At 71.6% G+C, this 18,744-nt stretch carries 4 protein-coding genes; all 4 read left to right on the forward strand.

What is annotated here, in order from left to right; all coding sequences use genetic code 11:
• Positions 1 to 139: 139 nt before the first annotated feature.
• The 4 genes from BKA25_RS11345 to BKA25_RS27745 all read left to right on the forward strand — a co-directional run bounded on the left by BKA25_RS11345 (position 140) and on the right by BKA25_RS27745 (position 18,354).
• Positions 140 to 1,366, forward strand: a complete 1,227-nt coding sequence (locus tag BKA25_RS11345; protein WP_069849998.1) for a cytochrome P450 — start codon at positions 140 to 142, stop codon at positions 1,364 to 1,366.
• Positions 1,363 to 1,572: a ferredoxin gene (locus BKA25_RS11350; RefSeq protein ID WP_069849996.1), complete on the forward strand. Its 210-nt coding sequence runs from the start codon at positions 1,363 to 1,365 to the stop codon at positions 1,570 to 1,572. The genes BKA25_RS11345 and BKA25_RS11350 overlap by 4 nt, the downstream gene beginning before the upstream one ends.
• Before the next feature lie 344 nt (positions 1,573 to 1,916).
• A complete protein-coding gene (locus BKA25_RS11355) occupies positions 1,917 to 2,150 on the forward strand; it encodes a hypothetical protein (protein WP_157421116.1) in 234 nt (77 codons plus the stop codon).
• A gap of 511 nt (positions 2,151 to 2,661) precedes the next feature.
• Entirely contained in the window at positions 2,662 to 18,354 is a 15,693-nt protein-coding gene (locus BKA25_RS27745) for a type I polyketide synthase (RefSeq protein WP_069849992.1), read from the forward strand.
• The last annotated feature ends 390 nt before the right edge of the window (positions 18,355 to 18,744 follow it).

Below are 18,744 nucleotides of genomic sequence, written 5' to 3' on the forward strand. Positions count from 1 at the left end.
TTAAGGCGATCTACCGGCGTTCGTCGATAAGGGTGCTGCGGAGAGTAGGGGCAGGCTAGGGGGCGATCCTCGATCGTCGTCGAATTAGGGTTGTCGCGACCTATTCGGCCCGAATTCCCGTTGATTTTGGAGCGAGCTTATGACTGACGCGGCCACGGATTCCGTAGTCGAGTTCCCGATCCTGCGCAAATGCCCCTACGAGCCGCCCGCCGAGTACGGTGAAATGCTCGCCACGGGTGGTCCCAGCCCGATCCGGCTGTACAACGGGACGCAGGGCTGGCTGGTCACCGGGTACGACGATGCGAAGGCCGTGCTTTCCGACCCGCTGTTCAGCTCGGACGCCGCCAACCCCGGATACCCGATGCTGAGTGCCGCGATGGAGGGTACTCGGGCCTTCTCGACCCTGATCACGCTCGACGCTCCCGAGCACACCAGGCTTCGACGCACCGTGATCAGCGAGTTCACCGTGCGCCGAATGAACGGGCTCCGGCCGCTCATTCAGCAGACCGCCGACGAGCTGATCGATGCCATGCTGGCCGCCGACAAGCCGGTGGATCTGGTGCAGGCCTATTCGTCGCCGATGGCAGGCAGTGTGGTCTGCCATCTCCTGGGAATCTCCTATACGGATATGCAGGAATTCGTCGCGAAGAGCCGCGACGTCCCGCTGGAGACCAGTGACTCCCTCGACGCCGACGACGTCGGATCGGCGATGAACGCCCACCTCATCCCGGTTACCCGGTATCTGTACCAGGCGATCATGGAGAAGGAGAGCGAGCCGGGGGACGACCTGCTCAGCCGTGTGATCGCCAAGCACGTCGCCACCGGGGCGCTGACGCACGAAGAACTGGTCAGCCTGTGCTTCCTGTTCTTCGGCGCAGGCCAGCTGCCCACCGCGTCGATGATCTCCCTCGGTGTGGCGGCTCTGCTGGAGAACCCCGGCCAGCTCGCCGCACTGCGGGCCGACGAGGCCGTGCTTCCGGGAGCCGTGGACGAGCTGCTGCGCTACATCAGCGTCTCCGACCTCTCCGGACTCCGTGTGGCCACCGCGGACGTCGAGATCGGCGGCGTGGCGATCGCGGCGGGTGACGCCGTCATCGTGGCCAACGGCGCGGCCAACCGCGATACCGAGGTATTCGACGAGCCCAGCGTGCTGGACGTGCACCGCAACGCCCGCGCGCACATCGCCTTCGGGCACGGTTCCCATCAGTGTCTGGGCGCCAACCTCACCCGGGTGGAGCTGGAGATCGCCTACGGAACGCTGTTCCGCCGCATTCCCGATCTCCGCCTCGCCGTGCCCGCCTCGGAGCTGACGGGCCTGCCCGGCTCGCCGCTGCCCGACATCATGTCGATGCCGGTCACCTGGTGAGTGCCGACGCAGCCGGACCGTACGTCCACGCCGACCGGGACGTCTGCACCGGCTCGGGCAAGTGCGTCTTGATCGCCCCGGAGGTCTTCGACCAGGACGACGACGGCCTCGTCCTGCTTCTGGATTCCGAGCCCGATCGTCGCCTGCACGACGCTGCTGAGGAAGCGGTGGCGTTGTGTCCCGTCGGGGCCCTGCGGATCGGCTGATCGCGGGAGATCGACTTCCTCCGCCTGCACGCCCTGGATCCGCCCTCGCAGGTGAGCCGAGGGAGAGGCGCCGTAGTGGGGCGGACGACGAGGTCGTCGGCTCGGTCGCCGATTCGCCGCAGACGTGCGCGGAGGACATGCGGAGGGTCGACGACCTGGCGGACGACGGCGGGATCGGTGCCGTGTCGGTGCGCAGACCTACTCCGCCGTGGTGGGCCTATGCGCGGCCGAGACCGGCGGCTCTGTCGTCCACCACGGATTTTGGGTAGGCGACTGCCCGCCGAGGCCGTCGCCGTCCCGCCGGCTGCGGTGTCCACCGTCGACCCCGGGCTCCCGGTGCGGAGTTGCGGAGCGCCGTGTCGGCGGTGCTGCCGACGATCCTGCTGCAGCGAGGCGCTCTGGCTCGCCCGGGTAACCGGTGTCGCCCGTTGCGGCAGACCCGCCGTCCCGGCGACTGCGGTCCGGACCGGCTCGCCGGCGAGACGATGGCGACGCGCGCCGCCGAGTGTGCGAGAAGGCGGGTACGCGGCGGTGAACGGGACCGCGACATCGTCGAGGACCAGGCCGCTCGACGTTGAGCCACCCGGCTGATCGCGCGGACTCCTCATCGCCGCAACTCGCCGTGTCGACTCGATTCGCCGATTTACCGGCGAATAGCAAAGAGCCAGTTCCCGAGGGCGATCCAGCGCGAATTTATGCCCCTATGTGCACCCCTAAAATCCCCTATCGCCGTGCCGTGACTCGGCAGTACCGATTCGGGGTTTCGGGGCGTTGTTTCCGGCGGTAGCGTACACCGATAATAGTGTGGTCGATGAGGCGAAGCGCCCGGATCGGGGATGCGGTTCGTGGGTGCGAGAGTCGTCACGACGACGTCGACGGGACGGTCTCCCGGTGCCGCGGGCGTCGAATTCCTGGGACTGGTCCCGCATGTCGTGAGATCGGCCGATACGCGGCCGTGCGTGGGTGATGCGGCCCGCGCCTGTGCAGGTTCGACCACATCAGGACCACTGCGGGAAATGTCACGGCCGGACAGCCGGGGACGCGACAGACGAGTTCTGACCGGTGTGCAGAGTGGAGATGGCGATGGTAATGGCCGAGGATAAACTGCGCAGTTACCTGAAGCGGGTGACCACCGAACTCCAGCAGACCAGAACGCGGCTGCAGGATGTCCGGGATCGGGCCCAGGAGCCGATCGCCATCATCGGAATGTCCTGTCGATTCCCGGGCGGAGTGAGTTCGCCCGATGATTTCTGGGAATTGATGGCGAACGGCACCGATGCCATCACCGGATTCCCCGCCGATCGGGGCTGGGAATCATTGGAACTGCCGGCAGGCGGATATGTCCGTCAAGGCGGATTCCTGCATGACGCGGCCGAGTTCGACGCTGAGTTCTTCGAGATCTCGCCTCGTGAGGCGGCGGCGATGGACCCGCAGCAGCGGCTGCTGCTGGAGACGTCCTGGGAGGCGATCGAGCACGCGGGCCTCGACCCCTCGACCCTTCGCGGCAGCCACACCGGGGTCTTCGTCGGCGGCACCCCGCAGGACTTCGCCACCGTTTCCGTCGGGGCCCCCGCCGAGGCTGCGGGCTTCATCCTCACCGGCACGGCGGGCAGCATCCTCTCCGGGCGGCTCGCCTACACCCTCGGACTGGAGGGGCCTGCGGTCACCATCGACACCGCCTGTTCGTCCTCGCTAGTCGCGTTGCACCTCGCGATCCGCGCCCTGCGCAACGACGAGTGCTCGATGGCCCTGGCTGGCGGCGTGACGGTGATGTCGACGCCCGGTGCCTTCGTCGAGTTCTCCCGGCAGAACGGGCTCGCGGCCGACGGTCGCTGCAAGCCCTTCTCCGAGGACGCGGACGGCGTCGGCTGGTCCGAGGGCGTCGGCCTGCTGCTGGTGGAACGCCTCTCCGACGCGCGCCGCAACGGCCATCCGGTGCTGGCGGTCCTGCGGGGCTCCGCCGTGAACTCCGACGGCGCGTCCAACGGACTGACCGCGCCGAACGGTCCCTCGCAACACCGCGTGATCCGACAGGCCCTACTCGACGCGGGAGTGGCGGCGGGCGACGTCGACATCGTGGAGGCCCACGGCACCGGCACGGAGCTGGGTGATCCCATCGAGGCGCAGGCCCTGATCGCGACCTACGGACGTCATCGGGAGTCGGACAGGCCGCTGCTGCTCGGCTCGGTGAAGTCCAACATCGGACACACTCAGGCTGCGGCGGGCGTGGCAGGCGTGATGAAGACGGTGCTCGCCCTGCGTCACGGGATGGTGCCCTCCTCTCTGCACGCCGCGGAGCCGACAACCAAGGTGACCTGGCCCGACGGCGCCGTGCGACTGGTGTCCGAGGCCACCGTGCTGCCCGACCTCGACCGCCCGCGACTCGCGGGAGTGTCGTCCTTCGGGTTCAGCGGCACCAATGCGCACGTCATCGTCGAAGAGGCCCCCGCGACGCCCCCGTCTCCCGACACCGACGGGCGCCCCGCCGCAGGCTGGGTGCCCTGGGTGCTCTCCGGCCGCACCGAGGACGCGCTGCGGGCGCAGGCGCAGCGGCTCGTCGCCGCCGTCGACGCCGCTTCGGAGTCGTCGGCGGCCGACGTCGCCTCGGCGCTGCTGCACGGGAGATCGTGCTTCGAACACCGCGCGGTGGTGATCGGTGACGATCTCGAGGCGCTGCTCGCCGGGGCTACGGCCGTGGCCGAGGGCAGACCCGCGCCGTCGGTCGTCGTGGGCTCCGGCGCGCCCGAGCTGGGACCGGTGTTGGTCTTCCCCGGACAGGGCTCACAGTGGCTGGGAATGGCTGCGGACCTCCTGACGTCCTGCTCGCCCTTCGCCGACCGCCTCGCCGAGTGCGAGCGGGCGCTGGCGCACTGGGTGGACTTCTCCGTCACCGATGTCGTCCGAGGTACTGCGCCGCGCGAGGCGCTGGACCGGGTGGAGGTCGTGCAGCCCGCACTGTGGGCGGTGATGGTGTCCCTGGCCGCCCTGTGGGAGGCCGAGGGCGTACGGCCCGCCGCAGTCATCGGCCATTCCCAGGGCGAGATCGCCGCCGCCTGCGCCATCGGCGCGCTGTCACTCGAGGACGGGGCGAGGATCGTCGCCCTGCGCAGCGCCGCCGTGGCCGAGACGCTGTCCGGTCGCGGCGGCATGGTGTCGGTCACCCGCTCCGTGGCCGAGGTGCGCGCTGACCTCGCGGCCTGGGGTGAGCGCATCTCCGTCGCGGCGATCAACGGACCCGAGTCGGTGGTCGTCTCCGGTGAGCGCATCGCCCTGACCGAGCTGGTCGAGCAGTGGGAGCGCCGCGACATCCGCGCCCGGTGGATCCCGGTGGACTATGCCTCACACTCCCGCGAGGTCGACCTGCTGCGGACCCGCATCCTCGAACTGGCTGGCCCGATCGAGCCTCGTCCTGGCAGCGTGCCGTTCTATTCCACCGTCACGGGCGAACCGCTGGCCACCGAGGAGCTCGACGCCGACTACTGGTTCCGCAATCTCGCCGAGACCGTGCAGTTCGAACAGGCGGTGAGGGCCTGCTCCGCACGCGGCCACACCGTGTTCTTGGAGGTCAGTCCGCATCCAGTCCTGACGATGGGCATTGAACAGACCCTGACCGCCACGGGTGTCGCCGACACCGCCGTGGTCTGTGGAACGCTGCGCCGGGACGAGCCGGATTTACGTCGACTCCTGTTGGCCGAGGCCGTCCTGCACACCCGAGGAGTCACCGTCGGCTGGCACGGGACCGTGCGGGCCGCGACCGCCGCCGAGGTGGCGCTGCCGACCTATGCGTTCCAGCGCCGACGCTACTGGCTGGAGCCGCACCGCCCGTCCATCGAACCGACCGGGACTCCGGCGGGCGAGGGCGAGACGGCGTTCTGGGCACGCGTCGAGCAGGAGGACCTCACGGGTCTTGCCTCGTCCCTGGACGTCTCGACGGACGCCCCACTGGACGCGGTGCTGCCCCGACTTTCCGCGTGGCACCGACGGCGACGTGAGCTGTCCACCGCGGACTCGTGGCGGTATCGGATCGAATGGCGACCGATGCGGGCTCAGCCCGACGCCCGGCTCACCGGGACCTGGCTGGTCGTCGAGCCCGCCGACGGACGGTGCGCCTCCTCGGCATCGGACGTGGGAACGACGCTGCGGGCAGGCGGAGCCGAGGTCGTCGTCCTGCCGGTGCCGAGCGAACTTGATCGCGGCGGCCTGGCCGACCTGCTGCGCCGGACGCTCGACGGCTCGGCGCCCTTGGCCGGGATCGTGTCCTTGCTGGCACTGGACGAGAAGAACGGCACCGCGATCACCTCGACCATGCCCGAGGGGGGACCGGCCACCGTCGCGCTGGTGCAGGCCTTGGGCGACGCCGACCTCGACGCCCCGCTCTGGTGCCTCACCCGAGGTGCCGTCTCCACCGGACCCGCCGACCCCGTGACTGCCCCGTTGCAGGCGCAGACCTGGGGATTCGGCCGCGTCGTCGGAGCGGAACACCCCGAGCGGTGGGGCGGCCTCGTCGACCTGCCGGAGCGACTCGACGCCCGCGCCGGGGCCCGGCTCCGCGCCGTTCTCGCCGCGCGGGACGAGAACGAGGTAGCGGTGCGCGCTGCGGGCTCCTACGGCCGCAGGCTCGTGCGCGCCCCGTTGGGCGAACGACCGGCGGTCCGCTCCTGGCAACCCGAGGGCACGGTGCTGCTGACCGGTGGCACCGGATCACTGGGGGCGGCGGTCGCTCGGTGGCTGGCCCGTGCGGGCGCCGAGAACCTGTTACTGCTCAGCCGGCGGGGCCCCTCGGCGCCGGGCGCCGAGGACCTGCGTGCCGAGCTGACCGGCCTCGGCACCGAGGTGACGATCCTGGCCTGCGACATCGCCGAGAAGGATCAGCTGCGCGCAGCGCTGGATTCGATCCCGGCGCACCGACCGCTGACCTCGGTGGTGCACACGGCCGCGGTGCTGGACGACGCGCTGGTCGACGCCGTCACCGACGCGAAGCTGGCCGCCGCGTACGGCGCGAAGGTGCGCGGCGCCATCAATCTGCACGAACTGACGGCCGACCGTCCGTTGGCCGCCTTCGTCCTCTTCTCCTCCCTCGCAGGCTCCCTGGGGATTCCCGGCCAGGCCACCTACGCACCGGGCAACGCCGTGCTCGACGCATTGGCCCAGCATCGCCGCGCCCGAGGACTGCAGGCGACCTCCGTGGCCTGGGGACACTGGGCGGGCGGCGGTATCGCCGACGACGCCGTCGAGCAGCAGCTGCGGCGGCGCGGCACCGTCGACATGGACCCGGAGACCGCGCTCACCGTCCTCGGACAGGTACTGGACCACGACGAGACCCTGCTGGCCGTGGCCGACATCGACTGGTCCCGGCTGGCGGCACAGGTCGGCACCGTCCATCCGCTGTTTCGCGACCTCCCGGACCTGCGAACCGCGCCGACTGCCCCCGGAACCGCCGACGCGCCGACGACTGCCGCCGGAGGCTCGCTGACCGGTCGACTGGCCGGGCTGTCGACTCAGGACCAGGACCGGCTGCTGGTCGACCTGGTGCGCGCCGAGGCCGCCTCGGTCCTGGGCCACTCCTCGTCCGAGGCGGTCGGAGACGAGCGGGCGTTCCGGGAACTCGGGTTCGACTCGCTGACGTCGGTCGAACTGCGCAACCGACTCAACGCCGTGACCGGTCTTCGGTTGCCCGCGACCCTGCTGTTCGACCACCCCACACCGGCCGGTCTGGCCGCGCGGCTGCGCGCCGACATGGCGGGCGGGCCGAGCGAGGACGACGGTCCCACCGCGCAGACAGGCGCGGACGACCCCATCGCGATCGTCGCCATGAGCTGTCGTTTCCCCGGCGGCGTCGACTCTCCCGAACAGTTGTGGAGTCTGCTGGCCGATGGGCGCGACGCGATCTCGCCCTTCCCAGCCGACCGGGGCTGGGAGGTGCTCACCGGAGACGGCTCGTTGGACGCGGAGGCAGACGCCCCCCGGTCCGGCGGATTCCTCGACGACGTCGCCGGTTTCGACGCGGCCCTCTTCGGCATCGCGCCGCGTGAGGCGGCGGCGATGGACCCGCAGCAACGGCTGCTGCTGGAGACGTCCTGGGAGGCGATGGAGCGGGCGGGCATCGATCCTCAGTCGCTGCGCGGCACTGCCACCGGGGTCTTCGTCGGCTCCAACAACCAGGACTACGCGAACCTGCTCGTGCGAGCGGGCGCCGAGGCGGCGGGATACCTGAGCACCGGCGGAACGGCCAGCGTGCTCTCCGGCAGGCTCGCCTACTCGTTCGGCCTCGAAGGGCCCGCGATGACGGTGGACACGGCGTGTTCGTCCTCGCTGGTGGCACTGCACCTGGCGACGCAGTCGCTGCGCAACGGTGAATGCGAGCTCGCGCTGGTAGGCGGTGTGACTGTCATGTCCACGCCCGGTGGACTCCTCGAGTTCCATCGCCAGGGCGGACTGTCTGTGGACGGTCGTTGCCGGGCCTTCGCCTCCGACGCCGACGGGACCGGCTTCGCCGAGGGCGCGGGTGTCCTGTTGGTCGAACGTCTCTCCGACGCCCAGCGCAACGGGCGCCGGGTTCTAGCCGTGATCCGAGGATCGGCGGTCAACCAGGACGGCGCCTCCAACGGACTGACCGCCCCCAACGGCCCCGCCCAGCAGCGAGTGATCCGACAGGCGCTGGCCAATGCGCGGCTGGGCACCGACGACGTCGATGTCGTCGAGGCCCACGGCACGGGCACCAGGCTGGGCGACCCGATCGAGGCACAGGCCCTGATCGCCACCTACGGTCGGGACCGGAGTGCGCAGCGCCCGCTATGGCTGGGCTCGGTCAAGTCCAACCTCGGGCATACCCAGGCCGCCGCCGGCGTCGCGGGCGTGATCAAGATGGTTCTCGCCATCACACGGGCGAGTCTGCCGCCGACGCTGCACGTCGAGGAGCCCACCCGGGAGGTCGACTGGTCGACGGGCTCGGTGCGGCTGCTGACCGAGCCCCGACCATGGCAGCGGGCGGACCGGCCGCGCCGGGCCGGGGTGTCGTCGTTCGGCATCAGCGGGACCAACGCCCACCTGATTCTCGAGGAGCCGCCGTCGGTGCCGCCCACCCCGGCCCGCCCGAGTCCTGCCGTCGTCCCCTCGACATCGGTCGTCCCGTGGGTGCTCTCCGCACAGAGCGAGGCCGGGCTGCGTTCGCAGGCCGCGCGGCTCCGCGCCTTCCTGACGGATCGTCCCGGTGAGTCCCCGGCCGACATCGGCTTCTCCCTGGCCACCACCAGAGCCGTGCTCGACCACCGTGCCGTGGTACTCGTCCCGGATCTCGACCACGGACTCGCCTCCCTGGACGATCTCGCCGAGGGACGTCGCACCGTGGACGGCGGCACACGAGGGAACAGCCCCGACCTTCGTACCGCGGTGCTGTTCACCGGCCAGGGCGCCCAGCGGCCCGGGACGGGCCGCGAACTGTACGAGGCGTCCCCCGTCTTCGCCGAAGCCTTCGACGAGGTCTGCGCAGAACTGGACACCCGGCTCGACACGCCGCTGCGGGAGATCGCCTTCGCGGAGGAGGGCTCCCCACAGGCCGTTCTGCTCGACGAGACCCGCTACACCCAGGCCTGTCTCTTCGCGCTCGAGGTCGCACTGTTCCGGCTCGTCGAGTCCTTCGGCCTGCGCCCCGCCGCTGTCGGCGGGCACTCGGTCGGGGAACTGGTCGCCGCGTACGTCTCCGGGGTGTGGTCGCTCGCCGATGCCTGCGCTGTCGTCGCCGCGCGGGGCAGGCTGATGCAGGCGCTGCCCTCGGGCGGGGCGATGGTGTCCGTCCGCGAAACCGAGTCAGCCGTCGCCGAGTCTTTGGCGGGACTGACGGACCGCGTGTCGATCGCGGCGGTGAACACCGCCGACTCGGTGGTGGTCTCCGGCGATGCCGAGGTGATCGACGGCCTCGTGACCGACTGGACGGCGGCGGGACGTCGCACTCGTCGGCTGTCGGTCAGCCACGCCTTCCACTCGCCGAGAATGGACCCGATGCTCGCCGAGTTCGCCGAGGTACTGGCGGCCGTCGAGTTCCACCCGCCGCGACTGCCCATCGTGTCCAACCGGACGGGCGAGTTCGCCGCGGCGGACTTCGGCACCCCGGAGTACTGGGTCCGGCATGCCAGGGACGCGGTTCGCTTCGCGGCGGGCCTGCACACGTTGCGTGCCGACGGCATCACCGCGTTCCTCGAACTCGGCCCGGACGCCGTCCTGACCCCCATGGTCCGCGACACCCTTCCCGACGTCGTGGGCCTCGCCGTGTTGCGCCGCGACCGGCCGGAGATCGAGTCACTGTTGACCGCGCTCGGCGGGCTGCACGCCCGAGGGCCCGCCGTCGACTGGGCCTCGGCCTTCGTGGGCCGAGACGTCCGAGTCCTCGACCTGCCGACGTATGCGTTCCAGCGGCGGCGTTTCTGGCTGGACCCCCGTGTGACCGAGACCGATACCCGGCAGCCGACACCCTCGGGCCTCGACGACGGCGCGTTCTGGCGTCAGGTGGAGGAAGAGGACCTGACGGGGCTGGCCACGACCCTGGACGTGGACGCCGACGCGCCGTGGCACGAGGTGCTGCCCATGCTCGCGGCCTGGCGGCATCGCAGGCGCGAGATGTCCACGGTGGAGTCGTGGCGGTATCGCGTCCGCTGGCAGCCGATCGCCGTGTCACCGGGAGCGCTGCTGACGGGAAGATGGCTCGTGGTGGAGGCCGCCGTCGAGGCGAGCCGAGCGCACTCGGTCCCGGATGTCGCGCAACTGCTGTCGCAGGCCGGTGCCGAGGTGGTCCGGCTCGTCATCGAGTCCGACACAGACCCGACGGAGACCGCTGCACTGTTGCGCTCCACGGCGCACAGACCGTTCGCGGGTGTGGTCTCCCTACTCGCGCTGGACGAGACCGCCCATCGGGACGAGTCGGCGGTGCCCGCAGGCCTGACGGCCACCGCCGCCCTGGTCCGGGCGCTGCGCGACGCCGACCTGCGGGCGCCGCTGTGGTGTGCCACCCGGGGCGCGGTGTCGGTGGGCGACTCCGATCCGCTGCACAGCCCGGCGCAGGCGCTGACCTGGGGCCTGGGCCGCGTGCTCGGCTTGGAGCGTCCCGACCGCTGGGGCGGTCTGATCGACCTGCCCGACCTGCTCGACGCCCGCTCGACGGAGTGGTTCGTCGCCGCCCTCGCCGGCGTCGACGACGAGGATCAGCTCGCCGTGCGCCGCTCCGGCGTCTTCGTCCGCAGGCTCGTCCCGGCGCCGCCTGCCGCGCAAGCGGGATCAGGCTGGCGACCCAGCGGGACGGTGCTCGTCACGGGTGGCACCGGATCCCTCGGCAGTCACGTCGCATGCTGGTTGGCCGGTCAGGGGGCCGAGCACCTACTGCTGGTCAGCCGCAGGGGCCGCAGCGCTCCGGGCGCCGAGGACCTCGAACTGGAACTGGCGGGCATCGGTGTCCGCGTCACGATCGCCGCCTGCGACCTGGCCGACCCGGCCGCCGTGCGGGACCTGATCGCGAGCATCCCGGCCGATCGTCCGCTCTCCGCCGTCGTCCACGCCGCAGGCATCGTCGACGACTGCCCGGTGGAGGAGCTGACCGTCGACCGGCTCGCCCCCGTGCTGCGCCCCAAGGTCGCGGGCGTGGTCAACCTGCACGAGGCGACGCGGGGACTCGACCTGAACGCCTTCGTGCTCTTCTCCTCGGTCTCCGCGGTGTGGGGCAGTGCGGGGCAGGGCGCCTACGCGGCGGCCAACAGTTACCTGGACGCCTTCGCCGAGCATCGCCGGGCCCAGGGGCTGCCCGCGACCTCGATCGCCTGGGGCGGTTGGGGCAGTGGCGGCATGGTCGACCCGGCCGCCGAGCAGGTCCTGCTCCGGCGTGGCCTCAACCCGATGGCGCCGGAGCTCGCCATGACGGCTATGTCGCAGGCCGTCGACGCCCGCGACGCAGCCGTCGCCATCGCCGACGTCGACTGGACCAGGTTCCTTCCGGCCTTCACCATCGCCCGCCGCCGTCCGCTGCTCGACGTGCTTGCCGCCGGACTGGTACGGACGAACGACCCGACACCAGGACCGGATGTCCGCTCGACGGCGGGGGAGCTCCTGCGAACGCGCCTGTCGGCGGCCGACGAGGCCGAGGGGCGGGCACTGCTGATCGAGATGATCCGCACCGAGGCCGCGGGGGTCCTCCGCCACGTCGACGCCGAGGCGATCTCGGCCGACCGCTCCTTCCAGGAGGCCGGCTTCGACTCGCTGACGGCCATCGAGTTCCGCGAGCGGCTCGGACTGGTCGCGGGCCTGACCTTGCCCGCCACGCTCGTCTTCGACCACCCCACGCCCGAGGTGCTCGCGACCCATCTGCGCACGGAGCTGATCGGCGCCCCGACGGGTGACGGCGCCGGGACGTCGGTGACGACGTCCGCCCGCCCGAGCGCGGACGAGCCGTTGGCGATCGTGGGCATGGCCTGCCGTCTGCCCGGCGGGGTGCACAGCCCGGAGGACCTCTGGCGCGTGGTGTCCGACCAGGTGGACGGGATGACGACGTTCCCGACAGACCGAGGCTGGCAGCTCGCGGGCGTACCCGGCGCGCCCTCGGGGTCGCCGTCGGACCCGACGGCGCCCTCGGTAGTCGGTGGCTTCCTCGACGACGTCGCGGGCTTCGACGCCGCCTTCTTCTCGATCGCCCCGGTGGAGGCGGCGGCGACCGATCCGCAACAACGACTGTTGCTGGAGACCACCTGGGAGGCACTGGAGCGGGCGGGCATCGACCCGCAGGCTCTGCGGGGCAGCGACACCGGCGTGTTCGTCGGTGGCACCGCGCAGGAACACGCGACCGCGTTGCTGGGCGAGCCCGCGCTCGGCGCGGACTACATCCTGACCGGCGCGGCGGGCAGCGTGCTGTCCGGGCGCCTCGCCTACACCTTCGGTTTCGAGGGACCGGCGGTCACCGTCGACACGGCGTGCTCCTCCTCGTTGACGGCACTGCACCTCGCCGCCCAGTCGTTGCGCACGGGCGAGTGCGACCTCGCACTCGCGGGCGGTGTCACCGTCATGTCCTCGCCGGGCGTCTTCGCCGCGTTCTCCCGCCAGGGCGGCCTCGCAGGCGACGGTCGCTGCAAGGCGTTCTCCCACGCCGCCGACGGAACCGGCTGGGGCGAGGGCGTCGGGATGCTCGTCGTGGAACGGCTTTCCGACGCGCGGCGGCACGGGCACCGTGTGCTGGCCGTGGTGCCCGGGTCCGCGGTCAACCAGGACGGCGCCTCCAACGGGCTCACCGCGCCCAACGGGCCGGCACAGCAGCGGGTCATCCGCCGGGCGCTGGCCAACGCGGGCCTGACGCCCTCGGACGTCGACGTCGTGGAGGCACACGGCACCGGGACCCGGCTGGGCGACCCGATCGAGGCTCAGGCACTGCTGGCGACCTACGGTGCGGCCCGGCCCGCCGACGCCCCGCTGTGGCTCGGGTCGGTGAAGTCCAACATCGGCCACACCCAGGCGGCGGCGGGCGTGGCGGGCGTGATCAAGATGGTGCAGGCGCTGCGACACGGGACCTTGCCCGCCACGCTGCACGTCGACGAGCCGACGCCGCACGTCGACTGGTCCTCGGGAGCGGTCCGAGTGCTCACCGAGCCGCAGCCCTGGCCCGACCGCGACCGGCCCCGCCGGGCGGCCGTCTCCGCCTTCGGCCTGAGCGGCACGAACGTCCACCTCATCCTCGAACAGGACACGGCGGACGTCGATCAGCCCGAGATCGTCGATGCCCCCGAGGTCGACGACTCGGGAGGCTCGGCGGTCCCCGAGCACGGTCCCGAGGCCGTCGCCACCGACCGGACACCGCCGACGCCGTGGGTGATCTCCGCCCGCACACCCCAGGCGCTGCGGGCGCAGGCACAGGCGCTGCACACCCGGCTGACCGACCAGCCACAGCTCTCGACGCTCGACGTCGGGTATTCGCTGATCACGACCCGGGCGTCGCTGGGCAGCCGTGCCGTCGTCGTCGGCGACGACCGGACGGAACTGCTCGCCGGACTGGCAGACATCGCCTCCGGGCTCGTCCCGCCCGCTGCGGGCACACAGACCGAGACCCGGCCGGTCATGGTCTTCTCCGGACACGGCTCTCAATGGGCGGACATGGCGGCGGAGCTGATCGAGACGAATGCGGTCTTCGCCGACCGTATCGACGAGTGCGAGCGTGCCCTCGCACCGTGGGTCGACTGGTCGCTGCGTGCGGTGCTCTGTGACGCGGAGCAGTCCGCACTGTTGGCGCGGGCCGACGTCGTCTCGCCGGTGCTGTGGGCGACGGCCGTCGCCCTAGCCGAGCTGTGGGCCTGCCACGGGGTTCGACCGGCTGCGGTGGTCGGCCACTCCCAGGGCGAGATCGCCGCCGCCTGCGTGGCCGGGACGCTGTCCCTCGCCGACGGCGCCCGACTCATCGCGCTACGCAGCAGGGCGGTGCTCCGGTTGGTCGGACGAGGGGGGATGGCCCTGATCGCGGCCACAGCCGAGGACGTCCGGACCCGGATCGCCCGGTGGGCCGACCGGCTGGTCGTCGCGGGGCACAACGGGCCGAGATCCGTCGTCGTCTCCGGCGATCTCACCGCGCTCGACGAGCTACGTGTCGACTGCGCGGCCGACGAGGTGCGCTTCGACCGGGTGGACATCGCCTACGCCTCGCACTCGCCGCAGACCGAGGTCCTACGGGACGAGTTCCCGGAGCTGGCCGCCACGATCACCCCGATCGAGCAGCCCGACGCCGTGCCGATGATCTCCACCGTGACCGGCGCTCCGGTAAGCCCCGCCGACCTGGATGCCGACTACTGGTTCCGCAACCTGTCACGACCGGTGGAGTTCGATGCCGCGATTCGGGCCTGCCTCGACCGAGGCCACACGACGTTCCTCGAGGTCAGTCCGCACCCGGTACTGGGCCTGGGACTGACGCAGATCCTCGAGGACGCCGCGCCCGAACGTCGGACGCTCGTGCAGGGCACCCTGCGACGGAACCGGCCCGCAGCACGGTCCTTCCTGCTCGCGGCCGGGACGCTGCACACCCACGGCATCGCGGTCGACTGGTCGGCGTGCTTCGCGGGCCGAGGAGCCTGCCGGGTCGATCTGCCGACCTATGTCTTCCAACACGAGCGATTCTGGCTCGGCCCGCCGACCGCGACCTCGCTCGACACGAGGGGCCTGGGACTCACCATGGCGGACCACCCGGTGCTGGGCGCCGCCGTGGACCTGCCCGATGTCGGAGGAAGCCTGCTCACCGGCAGGCTGTCGGTGCCGACACACCCGTGGCTCGGCGATCATGTGGTCGCGGGCTCGGTGATCTACCCGGGAACCGGGTTCGTCGATCTGGTGCTGCGGGCGGGCGCCGAGGTCGGCTGCCATCGTATCGAGGAGCTCGTCCTGCACACGCCGCTCGTGCTGTCGGGTGACGACGCCGTCGCGGTGCAGGTCGCGGTCGGCGCGGCGGACGAGCAGGGCCGTCGCTCCGTCGCCGTCTACGCCCGTGACGAGCAGGACGTGCACCCCGAGGCCTGGCGGCGGCATGCGGGCGGGGTCCTGGCTCCGGACACCCCGATCGCGGGCGACGAGACACTCGCCTCGTGGCCGCCTGCGGCCGCGACGGCGGTGTCGACCGACGGTTTCTACGATCGGATGGTCGGCGAGGCCGAGCTGTACTACGGCCCGGTCTTCCAGGGATTGCGGGGCATGTGGCGCCGCGATGACGCGGTGTTCGCCGAGGTCGAACTGCCAGCCGACGCCGTGGGCGAGGCCGAGCGCTTCACCGTGCACCCGGCCCTGTTCGACGCGGCCCTGCATGCGGTCTGGCTGCTGGGCGCCGGTGACACTGCGGACTCGGATCAGGAGGATGCCTCGGCGGAGGGAGCACGGGATCACACGCGGCTGCCGTTCTCCTGGAGCGGTGTGTGGCTGGGCGCGGTGGGAGCCAGCCGTCTCCGGGTGCGGTTGCGCTCGACAGGCGGCGGCGTCTCCATCCTCGTGGCCGACGAGACGGGTTCTCCGGTGGCCTCGGTGGCGGAGCTGGTGCTTCGTCCGCTCAACGGAGCACCACGCGACGCCACGGTCGATGCGCACCGGGATTCGCTGTTCCGGCTCGACTGGACGAGGGTGGAGGCCGCCCCGGGGGACCCGCGACCGGTCGTCCTCACCGGACACACCGCCGAGCCGCACTGGTGGGTCGATCGGTTCGGTGCCGAGCTGGACACTGTCGAGTCGGTGACGACGCTACCCGCTCCCATACCCGCTGCGGTGCTGCTGCCGTGGTCGTCCCAATCGGAGGTCGACGACCTCGGCGACCTTCCCGCAGATCTCGCGACCCGAGTGCACGACGGGGTGGCCGACGCACTGGACACGGTGCGGACATGGCTCACCGAGGAGCGCTTCGGCGCTGCCACCCTGGTGGTCACGACTCGGGGCGCCGTCGCGGCCCGCCCGAAGGAGGACATCACCGATCTCGCTGCGGCCACGCTGTGGGGACTGCTGCGCTCGGTGCAGGCGGAGCACCCGGCCCGCATCGCGCTGCTCGACATCGACGAGCACGCGACGCCTGTCGCCCTCCGGTCGGCGCTGGCGACGCTCGCGGGCCACCTCGAGCCGTGCCTGGCGGTACGCGGTGGCGAGGTTCTGGCATCCCGGCTGGCGAGGGTCGCACACTCGGAACTCGCCGCCGCTCGGGACACGGCCGCCGATGAGAGCGGCCCGGGCGACCACTCCGAAGGCGGTGGTGCGGTGGGCGACGCGGGAACGACCGACGCGGCGGCCGACGGGACGGTGCTGGTCACCGGCGGGACCGGCGCACTGGGTGCCCGGCTGGCCCGCCACCTGGTCGTCGAGCACGGCGTGCGACACCTCCTGCTCACCGGCAGAAGGGGACCGGACGCGCCGGGGGCCGCCGAGCTGAGCGCCGAGCTGACCGGACTCGGGGCGAGCGTGACGATCCGGGCGTGCGACGTCGCCGACCCGGTGGAGGTGCGCGGACTGCTGGCCGAGGTGCCCACCGCACACCCACTGCGGGGTGTCGTGCACACCGCGGGCGTGCTCGATGACGGCGTCGCCACGGCTCTCACTCCCGAACGGCTCGGAGGTGTGCTGCGGCCCAAGGTGGACGGAGCATGGAACCTGCACCGGCTCACCCGAGATCAGGACCTTCGTATCTTCGTGCTGTTCTCCGCCGCCGCAGGGGTCATGGGGACACCGGGACAGGCCGCCTACGCGGCGGCGAACTCCTTCCTGGACGCCCTCGCCGCCCACCGCCGGGCTCGCGGGCTGCCCGGTCGGTCGCTCGCCTGGGGGCTGTGGGCGCAGCCGGACGGCCTCGCGGCCGACCTGCACGGCAGTGATCAAGCGCGACTGACGGGCGGCGGGATCAAAGCGCTGTCCACCGACCATGCGCTGGCCCTGTTCGATCGATGTCTCCGCGCCGAGGACGCCGTGCTGATACCGATGCACCTCGACAGCCGGACGCTGGCGAGCTGGGCGGGCCACGACGTGCCCGCGATCCTGCGCGGCCTGGTTCGTTCCGGGCCGCGGCCTGCGGCCCGCGGCAGGCAGCAGTCGGCGGGGGAGACGACGGCCAGGCTGACCGAGCTATCGATCGAGGACCGTCGCGTCGAGCTGCTGCGGATCGTCCGCACCGTCACGGCGAGGGTGCTCGGGCACAGCGGCCCGGACGTGATTCCCGAGGACGGGTCCTTCGCCGAACTCGGGGTCGGCTCGCTCACCGCAGTGGAACTGCGCAACGCCCTCGCCGAGCTGTCGGGGCTGGTCCTACCTGCCACGCTGGTGTTCGACGTGCCGACGGTGGCTGCGGTGGTCGAGGACCTGCTACGCAGACTGGCGGAGCACGACGGGGAGGCGACTCCCGCGACGGCGAGATCCGGAGCCGATCCCGAGCCACCCGGCGAGCAGTCCGGGTCGCTCGGCGGCATCACCGCCCTCTACCACCAGGCATTCTCCGCAGGCCGCATCGAGGACGGCAGGCTGCTGCTCGCGGCCGTGGCGAATCTCCGACCGACGTTCAGCTCCCCGGCAGAGCTCGTATCCGCGCCCGCCGCGGTGCGACTGAGCAGTGGGCCTCGGCCGTCGCCGCTGATCTGCTTCCCGTCGTTCAGCATGTTGGGCGGGGTCCACGAGTTCAGCCGTTTCGCGGAGTCCTTCCGAGGCGACCGGGATGTCTGGGCACTGCCCGCACCGGGCTTCGCCCCGCAGGAGACGCTTCCCGCGACGGTGCACGCTCTCGTCGAACTGCACATGGAGTCGGTGCGGCGATACGTGCAGGAAGGACCGTTCGTCCTGGTCGGACGCTCCGGCGGCGGCCTCATCGCCAACGCCGTTGCCGCTCGTCTGGAGGAGGTCGGACTGCCCGCAGCCGCCGTGGTCCTCCTGGACACCTCGCCCGCCAGATCCGAGCAGGCGGAGGCGATCGTGCCCGTGCTGTCCGAGAAGCTGTTGGAGAAGGAGACCGAGTTCGTCGCCATCACCGGCGGCGCTGTCAACGACGTGCGCCTCACCGCCATGGCGGGGTACTCCGCCTTGATCGCGGACTGCCCGCCGATCGCGACCGCCGCGCCGACACTGCTCGTCCGGGCGGTCGAGTTCCCCGGAGACATCGGCGACGCCGAGGTCGCGGACGCGGACTGGCAGAGCTGGTGGCCTCATGCCGAGGAGGTCGTCGAGGTGGCGGCGGACCACTTCAGCATGATGGAGGATCGGGCCGCCTCGACGGCCGAAGCCGTACGAGCGTGGCTGGACTCCTCCTCGACCACGAGGCGGTAGGGCGGTGGCCGCCCGGTCGACCGGGCGGCCACCGCTCCCATCACGACGGCGCAGCACGGACCGCTGCGGTCGCCGCCGCCGCTCGGTCCGCGCCCGCAGTGCGGCCGGATCGCGCAGCGGCCGTTCGTCCGCCGCAACCTCCGCCGCACCAGCGATGGCCGGTCGCAGCGGCATCGCGAACGATCCGACCGGATCTGTCGTGCCGGATGCTGCGATCGAGCTAGACAACACGCCCCGGTTCCTTCTGCTCAGACCAGGTGACCACCAACCGGAGCGACCGACATCGGCGAAGCTCGCCGATTTCTGCGCTATGCCCTTGCACACGCCGCGCCCGGTAACCACCGTATCTGCACTGTATTGCGCATTACCCCGACAACCGACGATTCTCCA

Source organism: Actinoalloteichus hymeniacidonis (assembly GCF_014203365.1).
Lineage (GTDB): Bacteria > Actinomycetota > Actinomycetes > Mycobacteriales > Pseudonocardiaceae > Actinoalloteichus_A > Actinoalloteichus_A hymeniacidonis.